The organism is Terriglobia bacterium (genome assembly GCA_020072565.1).
Taxonomy (GTDB): Bacteria; Acidobacteriota; UBA6911; order UBA6911; family UBA6911; genus JAFNAG01.
Genome location: JAIQGI010000004.1, coordinates 40,852 through 56,528 on the forward strand (window position 1 = coordinate 40,852; position 15,677 = coordinate 56,528).

Annotated in this window: 17 protein-coding genes; 8 read left to right on the plus strand and 9 right to left on the minus strand. The window is 58.7% G+C overall.

Features of this window, described 5'->3' with window-relative positions; all coding sequences use genetic code 11:
• The first annotated feature begins 12 nt into the window (after positions 1–12).
• Together LAP85_03260 and LAP85_03265 are read left to right on the plus strand one after the other, a co-directional pair.
• A complete protein-coding gene (locus LAP85_03260; protein ID MBZ5495395.1) occupies positions 13–1,008 on the plus strand; it encodes a potassium channel protein in 996 nt (331 codons plus the stop codon).
• Between the two features lie 86 nt (positions 1,009–1,094).
• A complete protein-coding gene (locus tag LAP85_03265) occupies positions 1,095–2,480 on the plus strand; it encodes an aminopeptidase P family protein (GenBank protein MBZ5495396.1) in 1,386 nt (461 codons plus the stop codon).
• A 113-nt stretch (positions 2,481–2,593) separates the two neighbouring features.
• On the opposite strand, the gene thiE is transcribed toward LAP85_03265, so the two are convergent.
• The 9 genes from thiE to LAP85_03310 all read right to left on the minus strand — a co-directional run bounded on the left by thiE (position 2,594) and on the right by LAP85_03310 (position 10,929).
• Entirely contained in the window at positions 2,594–3,223 is a 630-nt protein-coding gene (gene thiE, locus LAP85_03270) for a thiamine phosphate synthase (GenBank protein ID MBZ5495397.1), read from the minus strand.
• A 5-nt stretch (positions 3,224–3,228) separates the two neighbouring features.
• On the minus strand, positions 3,229–4,569 hold the full coding sequence (gene accC / locus LAP85_03275) for an acetyl-CoA carboxylase biotin carboxylase subunit (protein MBZ5495398.1): 1,341 nt from the start codon (positions 4,567–4,569) through the stop codon (positions 3,229–3,231).
• A gap of 11 nt (positions 4,570–4,580) precedes the next feature.
• The gene (accB, locus tag LAP85_03280; protein ID MBZ5495399.1) at positions 4,581–5,069 is read right to left on the minus strand and encodes an acetyl-CoA carboxylase biotin carboxyl carrier protein; all 489 of its coding nucleotides are present in this window, start codon (positions 5,067–5,069) and stop codon (positions 4,581–4,583) included.
• A gap of 449 nt (positions 5,070–5,518) precedes the next feature.
• The gene (locus tag LAP85_03285) at positions 5,519–5,875 is read right to left on the minus strand and encodes a roadblock/LC7 domain-containing protein (protein ID MBZ5495400.1); all 357 of its coding nucleotides are present in this window, start codon (positions 5,873–5,875) and stop codon (positions 5,519–5,521) included.
• An 8-nt stretch (positions 5,876–5,883) separates the two neighbouring features.
• Positions 5,884–8,172 (minus strand): type IV pilus secretin PilQ, encoded by a 2,289-nt coding sequence (pilQ, locus tag LAP85_03290; GenBank protein ID MBZ5495401.1) that lies wholly within the window; start codon positions 8,170–8,172, stop codon positions 5,884–5,886.
• A 14-nt stretch (positions 8,173–8,186) separates the two neighbouring features.
• Positions 8,187–8,684, minus strand: a complete 498-nt coding sequence (locus LAP85_03295) for a hypothetical protein (GenBank protein ID MBZ5495402.1) — start codon at positions 8,682–8,684, stop codon at positions 8,187–8,189.
• 7 nt (positions 8,685–8,691) lie between these two features.
• Positions 8,692–9,285 (minus strand): type 4a pilus biogenesis protein PilO, encoded by a 594-nt coding sequence (locus LAP85_03300; protein ID MBZ5495403.1) that lies wholly within the window; start codon positions 9,283–9,285, stop codon positions 8,692–8,694.
• Positions 9,286–9,293: 8 nt separating this feature from the next.
• Positions 9,294–9,863 carry a PilN domain-containing protein gene (locus LAP85_03305; GenBank protein MBZ5495404.1) on the minus strand — a complete coding sequence of 190 codons (570 nt, stop codon included), beginning with the start codon at positions 9,861–9,863 and terminating at the stop codon, positions 9,294–9,296.
• 7 nt (positions 9,864–9,870) lie between these two features.
• On the minus strand, positions 9,871–10,929 hold the full coding sequence (locus LAP85_03310) for a pilus assembly protein PilM (protein ID MBZ5495405.1): 1,059 nt from the start codon (positions 10,927–10,929) through the stop codon (positions 9,871–9,873).
• 586 nt (positions 10,930–11,515) lie between these two features.
• On the opposite strand from LAP85_03310, the gene rplM reads away from it, so the two are divergent.
• From rplM to frr, 6 genes are all read left to right on the plus strand, one after another.
• Positions 11,516–11,944: a 50S ribosomal protein L13 gene (rplM, locus tag LAP85_03315; GenBank protein ID MBZ5495406.1), complete on the plus strand. Its 429-nt coding sequence runs from the start codon at positions 11,516–11,518 to the stop codon at positions 11,942–11,944.
• A 57-nt stretch (positions 11,945–12,001) separates the two neighbouring features.
• Positions 12,002–12,394, plus strand: a complete 393-nt coding sequence (rpsI, locus tag LAP85_03320) for a 30S ribosomal protein S9 (GenBank protein MBZ5495407.1) — start codon at positions 12,002–12,004, stop codon at positions 12,392–12,394.
• A gap of 17 nt (positions 12,395–12,411) precedes the next feature.
• The gene (rpsB, locus tag LAP85_03325) at positions 12,412–13,539 is read left to right on the plus strand and encodes a 30S ribosomal protein S2 (GenBank protein ID MBZ5495408.1); all 1,128 of its coding nucleotides are present in this window, start codon (positions 12,412–12,414) and stop codon (positions 13,537–13,539) included.
• Between the two features lie 160 nt (positions 13,540–13,699).
• Positions 13,700–14,290: a translation elongation factor Ts gene (gene tsf / locus LAP85_03330; GenBank protein MBZ5495409.1), complete on the plus strand. Its 591-nt coding sequence runs from the start codon at positions 13,700–13,702 to the stop codon at positions 14,288–14,290.
• A 32-nt stretch (positions 14,291–14,322) separates the two neighbouring features.
• Positions 14,323–15,051, plus strand: coding sequence for a UMP kinase (gene pyrH / locus LAP85_03335; protein MBZ5495410.1), 729 nt, complete (start codon positions 14,323–14,325; stop codon positions 15,049–15,051).
• Between the two features lie 56 nt (positions 15,052–15,107).
• Positions 15,108–15,665, plus strand: a complete 558-nt coding sequence (frr, locus tag LAP85_03340) for a ribosome recycling factor (GenBank protein MBZ5495411.1) — start codon at positions 15,108–15,110, stop codon at positions 15,663–15,665.
• Positions 15,666–15,677: the final 12 nt, after the last annotated feature.

Genomic DNA, 15,677 nt, shown 5'->3' on the forward strand with positions numbered 1-15,677 from the left:
TATCGGACTGCCATGCATCCCCTTCGGAGATTGCTGCCTGCGGGATTGCTCCTGCTGATCATCGTCGTGGTGGGTATCAGCGGCTATATCCTCATCGAAGGCTGGAACCTTCTCGACTCTACTTATATGGTAGTCATCACCTTATTCACGATCGGCTTCCAGGAGGTACACCCCTTATCGCACGCGGGCGAGATCTTTACCATGTTTATCGCCGTATCCGGAGTGGGCACCGCCGTTTACGCCGGCGGGCGTGCGGTCGAGATCATCGTTGAAGGCGAGATGTCCGGGTACCGGAAGAGGAAAAGGATGAACCAGAGAATCAGAGAAATGAGCCAACATTACATCATCTGCGGCTACGGCAGGGTCGGCCACCAGGTGTCGCAAGTCTTTGCATCCTCAAAGGTTCCATTCGTCGTGATCGACAGCAAGCCGGAGACCACCGCCGAGCTCGAACTCAAAGGCGCGCCTCACATCATCGGCGACGCTACCTCGGACGAAACGCTCCTGCAGGCGGGCATTAAGACCGCCAAGGGCCTGGTCGCCTGCTCGGATTCGGATGTGGCCAATGTCTATGTAACCCTGTCTGCCCGCGCCCTGAATCCAGGCCTGCGCATCGTTGCCCGGGCGGGACTCCGGGATACCGAGAAGAAGCTCCTCATGGCAGGCGCCGACCGTGTCATCTCGCCTTATTTCATTTCAGGCCTCCGGATGGCCGCGCTTGCGACCCGGCCCGTGACCAGCGATTTCCTTGATCTGGTCACACACGGCGGCCAGGTCGAATACAGCCTCTTCGAATTGGCTGTTTCCGAGCATTCGGCACTGGTCGGCAAGAGTCTGGAGGAAGCCGACATCCGCGGCGTGGCCGGTGCGCTGGTGCTGGCCATGCGGAAAGCGGATGGCTCTTTTAATCTGCAGCCGAAGGCAGCCTCGAAGGTCGAAAAGGGGAGTGTCCTGGTTGTCCTCGGGACTCAGGAACAGATCGAGGTGCTGGAAAGAATGGTGAAATAACCGGTTTCTGCCAACCGCTGGCCTGCTGTTACAAAATCGTCCGTTTCTCCACTGGGAGAACGGACCCAGAGCTGAAAGGACCCTTTATGTTTTCCCGTGAAATCTATGTTCGCCGCAGAGAGATACTCAGGAAATCCGTCAAGTCGGGACTCCTCCTGTTTCTTGGGAATGAGGAAAGCCCGATGAATTACCCGGCCAACCAGTACACATTCCGTCAGGACAGTTCTTTCCTCTACTACTGGGGCCTCGACTCTCCGGGGCTGGCGGCCGCGTTGGATGTCGACAGCGGGACGGAAACCCTGTTCGGCGATGATCCGACGGTTGCGGACATAGTTTGGACGGGACCACAGCCGCTTTTGCGTGACCGGGCGGCATCGGTCGGGGTGAGCCTGGCGTTGCGGGCCGCGAGCCTCAGAGAGAGCATTGAGGAAGCAATGCGCAAAGGGCGCACGATCCACTACCTCCCCGCCTACCGGCCTGAAAACATCTTGAAGATTGAGCACTTGCTCGGGATCCACCCTTCCTTTGCGAAAGCGTATGCCTCGGTGGAATTTACGAAGGCGGTCGTGGCACAGCGCTCCATCAAGGCGCCGGAAGAAATCGCTGAAATCGAAAAGGCTATCAATATCAGCTGCGAGATGCAGACATATGCCATGAAGATGGCGCGCGCAGGCATGATCGAGCGCGAAATCGCCGGCGCCATGCATGGAATCGCTCTGGCGCGAGGAGGGGATCTCGCATTCCCGATCATTTTTTCGATCCACGGCGAGACGCTTCACAATCACTATCATGGCAACGTGATGCAGAACGGCAACATCATAGTCAACGACTGCGGCGCGGAGTCGGAGCTCCACTACGCCGGTGACCTGACACGCACATTCCCCGTAAGCGGCAAGTTCACCGATCGTCAGCACGAGGTGTACCGCATCGTCCTCGATGCCCAGCAGAAGGCACTCCTGGCAATCAAACCGGGTGTGCCACACCGTGAAATCCACCTGCTGGCCTGCCGGACTCTGGCTTCGGGGCTGAAGCAGCTCGGACTTATGAAAGGGGATGTAAACGAAGCGGTGGAACACGGGGCGCATGCGATGTTCTTCCAGTGCGGACTCGGTCACATGATGGGGCTCGATGTGCACGATATGGAAGACCTGGGCGAACAGCACGTCGGCTATGCAGGGACGCAGCGCAGTCCGCAATTCGGACTCTGTTACCTTCGTCTGGCCGCGCCGCTCCGCGCGGGGTTTGTGATCACCTGTGAACCGGGCATCTATTTTATCCCGGCGCTGATCGAGCAGTGGAAGGCGGAGCGCAAACACGAGCAGTTCATCAACTATGACATGCTCGAGCGCTACCGCGACTTCGGAGGTATACGCGTGGAAGATGATGTCCTGGTGACCGAGACCGGGTATCGGATCCTCGGCACCCACGCGCCGAGCACGATCGAGGAAGTCGAAGCTGCCTGCGCCGGGTAATCTGTGATGGCATCGGAACAGAACCGCCATGGACGCCGATGCACGTGCATGTTTGGCGACCCGCAGCGTACATCGGTGGTTTCAACGCCTGGGATTGAGACTCTCAGCGGAATCTATGCCCGGGCCGCAGCCTTCAGAAGCTGCTCCATCCGGCGGGCCAGGCTCTTTGCCTGCATCAGGGTCGAAATGACGGCGGCGCTGGCGGCTCCTGCTTCCAGCACGCGGGGTATGTGCTCCAATTCAATGCCCCCGATGGCCACGACGGGCCGGCTCGATTGCCGGCACGCTTGCCGCAACTCTGTCACCCCGACGGCCGGAGAGTGGTTGCGCTTTGTGGAAGTGGCGTAGACCGGGCCAAAACCGATGTATTGAACCGGCAGACTGTTTGACTGCCGCACCTGTGCCCTCGAGTGAGTCGAGAACCCCAGCAGCGCTTCTTCCCCTAATACGACCCGCGCGGCGGCGGGCGGCAGGTCGTCCTGGCCGAGGTGCACCCCCGCGGCTCCGCTGAGCATAGCGAGGTCGCAGCGATCGTTTACGATGATGGAGACGCCGAACCGGGCGGCGTACTCCACGCAGCGACGAATGTCGTCAAGCAGCTCACGCACCGGGGTTTGCTTGTCACGGATCTGGACAAGGGAAGCACCGCCCCGCACCAGCTCGCGCACGATTGACAGGTGGCTTGTCCTGCCCGACAGCCTCAGATCGGTAATGGGGTAAACCGGGGGAAGCTTCCATGCCATCGGCGTCAGCGTTGCGCGTAGCGGTCAAGGAAGCGTGTGGTGATGCGGCCGTCAAGAAAGTCCTGGTCGCTGAGGATGCGCTGGTGCAGGGGGATCGTGGTTTTCACTCCTTCGATGATTGTCATGTCCAGGGCACGCTTCATCCGGCAGATGGTGTCGTTGCGGTTTTCTGCGTAGCTGATCAGCTTTGCGATCAGGGAGTCGTAATGGGGAGTCACGACACATTCGTCGTAAGCGGCCGTGTCGACGCGCACCCCGCAACCGCTCGGCGGATGGAAGGCTGTGAGCTTGCCCGGGAAGGGCAGGTAGGTGTCCGGGCATTCTGCGTTGATGCGACACTCCATGGCGCTGCCCCGGAAGACGATGTCTTCCTGGCGGAAGCCCAATCTCTCGTGCCCTGCGATCCGGATCTGTTGCTTTACCAGATCCATGCCAGTGATCATTTCGGTAACCGGATGCTCGACCTGGATGCGAGTGTTCATTTCCATGAAGTAGTATTTGCCCCGGTCGTCGAAAATGAACTCGAGCGTTCCGGCGTTGGTGTAGTTTACCTGCTGCATTGCCGTCACGACTAGATTTCCCACTTCCGAGCGCAATTCGGGTGTGACATAGGTTGAGGGCGCCTCCTCGATCAGTTTCTGATAGCGGCGCTGGATGGAGCATTCCCTCTCACCGAGATGCACCACATTCCCGTAATGGTCGGCGAGCACCTGGAATTCTATGTGGCGGGCCGCCGGCAGATATTTCTCCATGTAGATATCTGAAGAGCCGAATGCGGCCTGAGACTCGTTGCGAGCCACCTCAATGGCTTCCGGCAGCTCGGCGGGCGAATTCACGATCCGCATTCCCTTGCCGCCACCGCCGTTAGATGCTTTCAGGATGAGCGGATAGCCGATCTCCTCCGCGCGCTCGAGCACGGCTGCAATCGGGCCCTTGATCTTTTCGCTTCCCGGCACGATGGGGACGCCCGCCTCGCGCATGACCTTGCGTGCGGCCTCCTTGTTGCCCATGAGTCGGATGACTTCGGGTGACGGGCCGATGAAGGTCAATCCGCAGGCCTCACACACCTCGGCAAAGTACGCGCTCTCCGCCAGAAAACCATAGCCGGGATGGATGGCGTCGGCGTTGGTGATCTCCGCGGCGCTGATGACGGCCGGGATATTGAGGTAACTCTCCGCGCTGGGAGGAGGGCCGATGCAGACTGCTTCGTCCGCGAAGCGCACAGGCAGCGAGTTCTGGTCGGCCTGCGAGTACACGGCAACCGTTGGGATTCCCATCTCCTTGCAGGCGCAGATGACCCGAAGCGCGATCTCACCACGATTTGCTATCAGTATCTTACGGAACATGAAAAGCTCGCCTACTTGCGCTGCCGGATGGCAAAAAGCTTCTGCCCGAATTCGACAGGATGGCCGTTTTCGGTATGAATTTCAACGATTTCGCCGGCGACGTCGGATGGGATCTCGTTCATGAGTTTCATCGCTTCCACGATGCACAGGATCGTGCCGACTTCGACCTTGGCGCCGATCTTGGTGTAAGGCTCCGCCCCCGGTGCGGGTGCACGATAGAATGTGCCGACGATCGGTGAAGTGATGATGTGAAGTCCCTCCTCCGAAGCCGCCTCTTCTCTGGCGGCGGAGGATGCAAGGGCTCCGGCTGCAGAGGCGTCGGCTTCACGTCCGGCCGGCAACGGTCTGGCGAGGACATGAGGATGTGAAATGGTGGTGCCCTCGCCGGGGGCAAACCCGCGGCGCAACCTCACCTTGGTTCCGGTGTGTTCCAACTCGAATTCGCTGATGTCGCTCTGCAGGATATCCTGGATGAGATCCTTCACTTCCTTGATGTTCATGGAGCGCTTCCTATGGCCTTTGGAGGTCTTCTGACCACCTCAGACTCGAACTGCGTGCCCTCATGTAGTAGACAACCAAAATCTCCTCGGTTCCCAATGGTTTGACCTTTCAGAGAACGTGGGGCATGACGGAACGTCGAGCTTGGACTGCGAGTGTATCGAAGGATGTTGTTCGGGCGCTTGCCCCGGCCACTGGTGTTCCTGTCCGGCAGCCAGCTTTCTTCCCGGATGCCCGGTTTGACGGCGGGGATGATAGCATCAAAGGTGAGGGTTGTCAAACCCAGCCGCGCTTGATTTCTTCAATCTCTTCAATAGTTTTGATGAAATCAAACCACGAAACACCCACTGCCGCGAGCCGGTACCGTCCGGCACCCGGCCAAGGATGAAACTGCGCCTGGTCGGATGCCGGAGGTCTGAAGCGGTCGTGCATCGAGTGCGGTGCGACGATGTCAGAATACCAATTCCCGCTCGATTGTCTCGGTGAGACGAGACATCTCGTAGAGTGCTTTTCCGGCATGCGCATCCGGTTCCAGCAGCAGGATGAGGAAGTAGTCGCCGGTCAAGGTCTGGAACAGGAGTTTTCCCTGCTGGGTGACGAGCAGGGAACTGAGAAGTCCACCCATGTCGGTGTCGCCGGCTGCCTTGCGGGAAGCCCGATAGAAAAGGCCGTATTCCGCTGCCAGACCTTCGGCCTGGGTCCGGAAAGACCTGCTGTTGGTCTCGAGAAGGACGCCGTCGACACCCACGATCATGGCCCAGCGCGCACCCGTCCGGGTCACGAGTTTCGACAGGATGGATTGAAACATGAGCCGCCCTACTTCACGATCTTCGGAGTTATGAAGAACAATACCTCCTGCGTGTTGTGGGAGACCGATGTGTGCTTGAAGAGGTTTCCGAAGATCGGCAACGAAGCCAGCCCTGGAACCTTGTCCTCCTGGGTCTGCTCGTTGTCGATCAGGATGCCGCCTATTACCGTGGTCCCGCCGTCGCTCACCAGCACGCGCGTGGTGGATTCACTCATACGGATGGAGGGGATCCCCTGCACCTGCCGCGTGAAGTCGGGCGTATTGTTTTCAACTTTGAGGTCGAGGACGATGTTGCCTTCCGAGGTGATCTGCGGGGTGACGGTCAGTGTAAGAGCGGCGTTCTGGAACTGAACCGTTACGGTGTTGTTGGCGATTACCTGAACTGGGAAACGCAAACCCTGGGTAATCGAGCCGGGACTGTTGTTCTGGGTTGTCAGCTTCGGCTGGGAAATCAGTTTCGCCTGCCCTTTGCTCTCTCCTGCCGTGATTGCGGCGTCGAGGAGGAAGGTGTCAAAGATGTTTCCCACCGAGATGCCCGCGCCTCCGAACGGCAACTTCGAGGGGAGGTTTACGTTGAAATTGCCCGGATTGTTGGCTGCGTTGGGTCCGGTGCTTATACCGCCGGACTGGCTCGACGTATCCTGCGAAGCGCCCCGGCCATTGTTCGGATTCCCGGCGGCAAACGTGTTCGTTGGTGTCGCAGACGGCCGAGTTCCGCCGATGGTACCAAAGGTATTGGGTCCACCGACAGTAACCCGCTGCAGGTTCCCCTGCACAAACCCGAACTGGACTCCGATGTCGCGCGCGAAATCCCGGGTTCCTGAAACGATGCGTGCCTCAATCTCGACCTGGGGTTCCGGGGTGTCGAGCTGGTCGACGAGATGCATGATGTTGTCGACGGAGCTCGGAATATCCGTGATCACGAGCGAACCGCTTCTCTTGTCCACCAGGAGGGTGCCGCGGACGGTCATCTGGTCCTTCAGGGCCGTATTCAAGGCGTCCGCTTCTGCGTAATTCAAGCGCCGCACGCGTGTTACCACGTCTGCCGCAAGCAACTGCGCCTTTTTGAGATCTTCGACCTGTTTTGCCTCGGCTTGGATGGTCTTCTTGGTAGCGATGCGGACAACGTTGCCGTCTATCTGTTTTTCAAGGCTGTTGTTCCTCAGAACGACATCGAAGATCTGGTCCCAGGGCGCTTTGGCCATCTTGATCGAAGTAGTCCCTTTGACTTCGGGATCGACCACGATGTTGATGCCGCCCTCTTCTGACATCAGGCGGAAGAAGTCGACGAGAGCGATGTTGACCAGGTCCAGTGTCAAGGGAGGTCCGGCCCACCCGTCCTGCAGGGCATTGGCTGCCGGGGCGGGAGGGGGCTGAACCGGGAGCGCTGCGGGCTGCTGCGGAGCCGGTTTCGCTCGGGGCTGAGGCGGTGCAACGTGAACCGACGGCTGGGACGAAGCCGAAGCCAGGGCGCTCTGTGGAATTTCAGACGCGGAAAGATCGCTGATCACCGGGATGACGGCGGGCAAGGTATCGGGCGGCTGCGCGGCAATGGCCGGCGTCTGTTCCAGCTTTTGTGGTGCGGCCGGACGCCTCGAGCTTGGATCGACGTTTGCGGCGGTTGATGCCGGAGTCGGGGCCGGGGCCTTGAGCCCTTCGGGTGCCACCGGGCGTTTCGAGCCTGAATCGGCACTCAGGGTAGTGGGTGCCGGAGCCGGTGCCGCGGTCTTGGGAGCTTCGGCCGCGGGGCCTGCGCCCGGGTGGAACGTGATGCGCACACCCTGGCTGTCGGCTGCGATCTCATGGCTGCCGTAGCTCTTATCGAGATCAAAAACCAGCCGGGCGATCTTGGGATCTGTGCTCTGAAATTGACGAATGCGGAGCTGTTTTACTCCGGCAGCTGCGATGGGGTAGTTCTGGACGGACGCTCTATTCTCGACATTCAGAAAGTCCACGACGAGCCGCGAAGGATTGCTGAGATTGAACTCCTGGTATGCCGGCTGGCAGCTGCTGCTGACGGCGACCACCAGATTCTTGCCCTCCTGGGAAGTCGTGACATTCGTGATGAGACCACTCGGCGCCTTGGACAGCTTCTCCATCACCCCCTTATCTCCCAGATACGGCAGGTCGAGGGATTCGACCCCCTTAGGCAGCTTTAGGGCGGCGCCTTGCTCTTGCGTAAATCCCCGAGGGGATAAGGCGAGCAGCAGCAGGGCGAGCAGAACGGTGCCCCATACACTGCGATGGGTTCTGATGGTTGTGGCCAGGCCCCTGATATCGAAGGATCGCATTCTCATGGCGGCTATTCCTATCAAGTTCTGAGACGCTTGGTTATTTCCTGGGTCAAGACCTTACCGCTTCTCAGCTTGGTCTCGCGGATCAACAGTACGGAGTCGATGTTGATGGCCTTTATGTAGCCATCAAACAAGCGATCCCCTTCGCGCAGGAAATAGACTCGTTTATCGGTTCCTTTAAAAACTGCCGTTTTTCCCGCGGTGGCCAACGACATGCCGAGCAATTCCACCTCGTTGCTGTACATGCCGGCGATGCCGGGGGGCGGGGTCCCTCTGGGGACTTCCTCGTCGGCGGCACCACCCTTCTTTCTCAGGAGGGGATTGAGAAATGGGTCGGGGCGATTGCTCGGTTCATAGCGGGCCCCCCGGTAGATCGTCTTGGCCTCCACGATCGACGCAGGTTTTCCGGCGGTTCCGGTGTTCATTGCCGGAGTCTGCCCGATGGCCGCAGTGGGCACAAGAACGGCGACCCATCCCAGAGCTGCAAACCATAAATGCAATGATTTCCTGAGCATTTCTATCCTATTTGACGGGAACGGTGCCCTGATCTTCCCGATATACAAAGGTTGTGGCTGTACAAGTGGAACTGAGGGTTCGCGTGGGATCTGTCGAGCCCTCAAGGTTTTTTATGTTGATATCGTCGACGTTTACGATGCGCCTGAATTGCCCCACCTTCTCGAAGAAGCCGCCCAGGGCGTTGTAAGATCCCTGGACCTCCATCTGGATGGGCCAGTCGGCATAGAAAGTGCGCGGCGCCACGGGCTTGGGTGCGAATTTAATGATTTTGAGTTTGCTTTCGGATGCCATGAGCTGAACGGCGCGCAGAACGTCGGGGGTTTCCTTTTGACTCGGGAGGATGCGGCGCAGTTCGTCCAACCGGACATCGAGTGCCGCCAGGTCGCGTTTGAACTGATCCAGCCGCCTTTCGACGTCACTCGCCTGCGCAACCGCCTTTTCCAGCCCGGCAATTTCCGTCTGAAGTTTGCCGCGCACTTCCACCAGATCCTTCAGGAGGAACCAGTAGCCGGCGACAGCGACACCGATCGCCAGAACTGCCACGACAGCGATCTGTATCTTGCGCGGAAGGTTTTCCAGTTTGAAGTTTTCGAAGGCCATATGCAGAGTTACTCCGTGGACGTTTTACGCGCACTGACGCAAACCAGAGTGAATTTCGCCGCGTCCTTCTGCTGATCCTCGTAGAGTTCGAGGTCGACAGTCTTGAAGAAGCCCGTGGCCGACAGGTTACTCATGAAATCCGGGATGTTCTCGCCGCGCACCGTGAAGCCGGTGATGCGCACCTGATCCCCCTTCTGCTCAACGGCTGACAGCCAGAGCACGGCATCGGTCGGGATGCTATGGATCACATGATTGAGCAGGTATACCGGTCCCGTCTGGTTGTTCTTGAGCTGCTCGATGACGTCGATGCGGTTCTGGCGCTCGAGCTTCATTTTCTCAAACTGAACGATCTGCTTTCGCAGGTCTTGCAGGCGGTTGTTTTCGACCGCAAGCCGGTCTCGGTACGCCGTGAATTCCGCCACCTGTCTGTGCAGGAAGAACCAGGTTCCGAACAGGCCCCCGCCGACCAGAACCAGCGCCGCCAGCATCAGCAGACCCAGAGGCGAGGTCTTCGGTTTGAGTGTGACACGTTGTTGCGTATGTACGGTTTGATCTCTGAGCAGATTTACCTTGATCATGGCTGCTCTATTCCTCGGTGTTCCGCATAGCGAGCCCGATGGCGACGGCCAGGTCCGGGGACCGGTCCGCAATCTGCGGGAAGCGCTTCGGGTCGTAGCAGACGTTCTTGAAGGAATCGAACCTCTCTGCCGGAATTTCGAACTTGCGGCCCAGCATCTCCAACAGTCCCGGGGTGTGCGCTGCGCCGCCGCTTACCAGCATGCGGTCGATGTGGTCGACCGTCGTGGCCGATTTGAAGAAATCGAAAGTCTTCTGGATCTCGAGGCAGATGATCTCCGTCACGGATTCGATGACGTGCTGTGCCTCGGACGGCCCGACCCCTTCCACGGATTCGCCGTGTTTGAGGGCTTCGGCCTGGGTGAAGCTCAGGTTGAACTCCTTCTGGATGAAGTCGGTGTACTGCCGCCCGCCGACTCCGACGTCGCGAGTGAACAGGAAGTCGTTCCCGCTTACAATATTGATGGTCATGATGCTGGCGCCAATGTCGAGCAACGCCACGTTGGTTCGTGTCACCGGCTCATAGTTGAGCTGGTAGGCGTTCTGGAGGGCGAAGGCATCGACGTCCACGACCACCGGGGTTTTTCCCGCCATGGAGATCACGCTCGTGTGGTCGGTGATCTTCTCTTTCTTGACGGCCACCAGCAGAACGTCGAGATTTCCAGAAGCCGTGCTCTCCCCGAGCACCTGGTAGTCCAGATTGACGTCGGCGATGTCGAAGGGAATGTACTGCTCAGCTTCCCACCGGATGGATTCGGCCAGATCCTCATCGCTCTGGATGGGGAGGGCGATCCTCTTGACGATGACCGAGTGCCCGGATATCGAAGTGGCCACGCGGCGGTTTTTGATGGACTGCTGGACGAAGATCCGGTTGATGGCATCGGAAACGGGAATCTTGGAAATAACCACACCGTCCACGATGCAATCGGGCGAGAGTTGCTCGATGCCCATGCCCGTCAGCTCGAATCCACCTTTGCGCATGGGACGCAACTCTACCGCTTTGATGCTGCTGGATCCAATGTCCAGGCCGACGACTTGTTTAGATCGATTCAATAGTGTCAGTGCCATGAGGTCTCAGAATTCAGCCCATTGGTTCATGATGGAAAAGCCTTTTAGGGGGATGACCTTTACGGCGACCGCCAACATCCGGAGACGGCGTGTGTTCAAGGTGTTTGTTTCCAATGATTCCGATGTTCTCGGCCAGGCCGTTCCGTCTCAGACTCTCTTATCGTTCGAACCCCGGCGGAACGTTCACATTTTTTTTCAGAGATATAGTTTCGGCAGGTCGCCCGCTATTTCTGGAAAAACTCCCGGGACCGGCGCAGAGAGGTGCTGGCGCCGCAATACAGTGAAATGGGTCACAAGATTCTCTCATTTTGCGCCGGATTTTCGCCTCATCCTCTGCCGGTTTTTTGCCTTATTTTGCGCCGAATTTTTTCTATATGAAGTTTGCACGGAGCATGGGGCGTGCTATTATAAAGGTCCGTCGGGATCTTCTTCTTTGGCGTCCCGGGCACGGATGATGCCTCCCGGCGCCGTTCTTTCCAAGCAGAGTATCCGCTCCGTCAGTTCGGCCAAATTCTCTTGACAGTTGAGCTTCCGTTCGCTAGCCTAAAAGATTATCCTGTGCTGCGGATATTCCATGGAGCAGATGATGAAGAGTCATATACCCGGCGAGAAGGAAATGCAGAAACAGTGGCACGTGGTCGACGCCGAGGGCCAGATTCTGGGGCGGCTTGCCACACGTGTGGCCAGGCTGCTGACGGGAAAGGACAAGGCGGTGTACACGCCTTTCCTGGATACGGGTGATCATGTCGTTGTCGTCAACGCCGACAAGGTTCGGCTGACGGGCAAGAAACTCACCGGCAAGCTTTATCGTCACCATACCGGGCATCCCGGCGGATTGCGCGAGGTGTCGGCCGGTGTGCGCATGGCGCTGAACCCCGAACGGGTGGTGCAGGATGCTGTATTCGGCATGTTGCCCAAGACCAAGCTCGGCCGGGCGATGCGAAAGAAGTTGAAGGTATATCGTGGTCCCCACCATCCGCATCAGGCCCAGCGGCCCAGCGTGCTCGCGCTGTGAGGTATATCTTAAATGATGGGGTAGAGCTGGCTTCCACCTAAGGCAAGGAGTTCGAGTTTGGCCACAGTTCAATATTACGCGACCGGAAAAAGAAAAAGTTCCACCGCTCGGGTTTATCTGATACCGGGAATCGGCGACATTAAGGTGAACAAGCGCGAACTGGCCGATTACTTCCGCAACGAGACTCATCGCACGGTCATTCGCTCCCCTCTCGCCGTCACCGACAACGTGGGAAAATTCGACCTGAAGGTCACGGTCGACGGGGGCGGGATTGCCGGGCAGGCGGGGGCCATACGGCTCGGAGTTGCCAAGGCGCTGCTGGAGTTCAACAACGAGTTGCGGCCCAAGCTGAAGCGGGCGGGTATGCTGACGCGCGATTCCCGAATCAAGGAACGGAAGAAGTACGGTCAAAAAGGAGCCCGCAAGCGGTTCCAGTTCTCCAAGCGGTAACCTGAGGGAGGTTCTATTTGGTCTCGATTAGCATGAAGCAACTGCTGGAGGCAGGTGTCCATTTCGGTCACCAGACAAAACGCTGGAACCCGAAAATGAAGGAGTACATTTTCGGAGAAAGAAACGGCATCTATATCATTGATCTGCAGAAGAGCCTGAGACTCTTCAAGAATGCGGTTCAGTTCGTTTTTGAACTCGGCTCCCAGGGGAAATCCATTCTCTTTCTGGGCACCAAGCGCCAGGCGCAGGAGGTCATCCAGGAGGAAGCTCAGCGTTCCGGGTTGTACTACGTGAATCAGCGGTGGCTGGGCGGGCTGCTCACCAACTTCACCACGATCCAGAAAAGCATCAAGCGGTTTCGAGAACTGGAAGCAATGCAATCCAACGGGCAGTACGACCTCCTTTCCAAGAAGGAAGTCGCCCGCCTCGAGCGCGAACGTAAGAAGCTCGAGAAGAACCTCTCGGGCATCAAGGAAATGACCCAGCTGCCGGAGGCGCTCTTCGTCATCGACACCAAGAAAGAAGCGATCGCGGTTCAGGAAGCACGCAAGCTGGCAATCCCGATCGTGGGCGTAGCGGATACCAACTGCGATCCCGACGAGATCGACTATATCATTCCCGGCAATGATGATGCTCTGCGTGCCATCCGCCTCATCACCAACACCATCGCCCAGGCCTACCTCGACGGCCGTGCCGTGTTCGAGGCGCAGCAGAAGGAGTTGGCGGAACAGCAGGAGAAACAGCGACAGCTTCAGGCCCAGCAGGCCGCGGCTGCGCGCGAAGCTGCGGCTAAAGCGGCTGCGGCTGAAGCCGCGCGCAGGGCAGCTGAAGGGAAAGAAGCCGGAGAAGCGCCGCCGGCGCCGGGAGAAGGCGGCGTGCCTCAGACTGAGGCGGGCGGCAAACCCAAGACCACCTTTAAAAAGACCCTGCAGCGCAAAGCCCGGCCCAAGAAGTCGGAGCCGAGGGCGCAAGCTGATTCGGATGCGCCATCCGGGCCCGCGGTGGAAGCTGACGCTGCCGCGCCTGCCGAACCGGCCACGTCAGCCGAGCCCGTAGCGACCCCGGCGGAAGATGCCGAGACGAAACCGCCCGTCACTCCAGCGGTCGACGAAAGCGGTCCGACGACCGGCGGACAGGGGAGTTAGGGCCTCAGGCTGTTAGCAGTCGCCGACTTCGCGTCATCTTCACATCACACACCCTCGGAGGCGGCCCCGCTGCCTGGGGCTCGCACCGCAGCAGGCCATCGGGTCGGACTGCGCGGCGCCCCAGTGCGGCCGGGTTCAGTTCAGATTTTGGAGGTAGGCGATGAACATTACGGCAGAACTTGTCAAGAAGCTTCGGGAAAAGACCGGAGTCGGCTTCATGGAATGCAAAACCGCACTTCAAGAAGCCGGCGGCGATCTGGAAGCCGCCGTCACAATCCTGCGCAAGAAAGGCCTTACCGCGTCGGCAAAAAAAGCCGAACGCGAAACCAAGGAGGGTCTGATCGGCTGCTACGTGCACAACGGGAAGATCGGGGTGATGGTGGAAGTGAATTGCGAGAGCGATTTCGTTGCACGCAACGCCGAGTTCCAGGCGCTGATTCATGATATCGCCATGCAGATCGTGGCGAGCGATCCGCGCTTCATTCGCAAGGAAGACGTGACCGAGGACGTGCTGGCCAAGGAACGGGAAATCTTCAGGGCGCAGGCTCGCGCCACCGGAAAGCCTGATAACGTACTGGACAAGATCGTCGAAGGCCGCATGGCAAAATTCTATGCCGAGGCCTGCCTGCTGGAGCAGCCTTTTGTCAAGGAGCCGGGTATATCCATTAAAGATCACATCGCCAGCCACGTCCAGAAGATCGGCGAGAATATCCAGGTGCGCCGCTTCGTGCGCTACCGGCTCGGCGAATAGGTGCGGCGGTGCCAGGCCGCGCGGGAGGGTTTATGGAGGCAGGTCAGTGCACGCCCCGGTATCACAGAGTCCTGCTGAAGCTCAGCGGCGAGGCACTCATGGGAGGGCAAGGATACGGCGTGGACCCGCGCATGGCCGACCGCATCGCAGGGGAGATCGAAGAGATTCACGGCATTGGCGTTCAGGTGGCCGCAACCGTGGGAGGCGGCAACATCATCCGCGGGATCTCCGTCAGCGCAGCAGGCATGGATCGCGTCAGCGGCGATTACATGGGGATGCTGGCCACGGTCATCAACGCCCTGGCGCTACAGAATGCCCTTGAGAAGCGAGGCGTGTTTACCCGCGTCCAATCGGCGATCGAAATGAGGACGGTTGCCGAACCCTACATTCGCCGCAGAGCCATCCGGCATCTGGAGAAGGGCAGGGTGGTCATATTCGCCGCCGGCACCGGAAACCCATATTTTTCGACCGACACCGCCGCGGCCCTGCGTGCCATCGAGATCGGCGCCGAGGCCATCCTCAAAGCCACCAAGGTAGACGGCATCTATGATGCCGACCCCGTGTCCAATCCTTCCGCTCAGTTAATCGAGGACCTTACGTATCAGGAAGTCCTGGAAAAGGGCCTGCGCGTCATGGACACGACTGCCGTCACTCTTTGTATGGAAAACAAACTTCCCATAGTGGTTTTCAATCTGCTCCGTCATGGTAATATCAGGGACGTCGTACTCGGTGCCAGAGTGGGATCTACCGTGCACGGCTAGATCTCCCCGGCCCGATCCGACACATCCCGGTTCATCCCATAAGGAGATCGATTCCAATGATCCGACAGATTCTCGAAACGGCGCGAAAGCGGATGGAGAAGTCCATCGAGGGGATGCAGCACGGCTTGGCTGCGATCCGAACCGGTCGAGCCTCCATCAGCATTCTGGATCATATTCAGGCCAACTATTACGGTACCCTCACGCCACTCAATCAGATGGCATCCCTGTCGACGCCGGATCCCACTTTGATCGTCATACAGCCATGGGATCCGTCGACGATCTCGAGCATCGAAAAAGCCATTCTGTCGTCGGATCTGGGCCTGAATCCCACCAATGACGGCAAGGTGGTCCGGCTTCCCATTCCCGCGCTGACGGAGGAACGCCGCAAGCAGCTGGCCAAAACGGTGAGCCACATGGCCGAGCAACACCGCGTCGCGATCCGCCAGGTGCGGCACGATGCCAACGACCAGCTGAAGACTCTGCTCAAAGACAAGGGCATTTCCGAGGATGAGGAGAAGGAAGGGCTCAAGAAGGTCCAGGATCTGACCAACGACTTCATTACCCGCGTAGACAACTTGCAGAAAAAGAAAGAGGCGGAGATTCTCGAAATCTGATGGGCTATACGT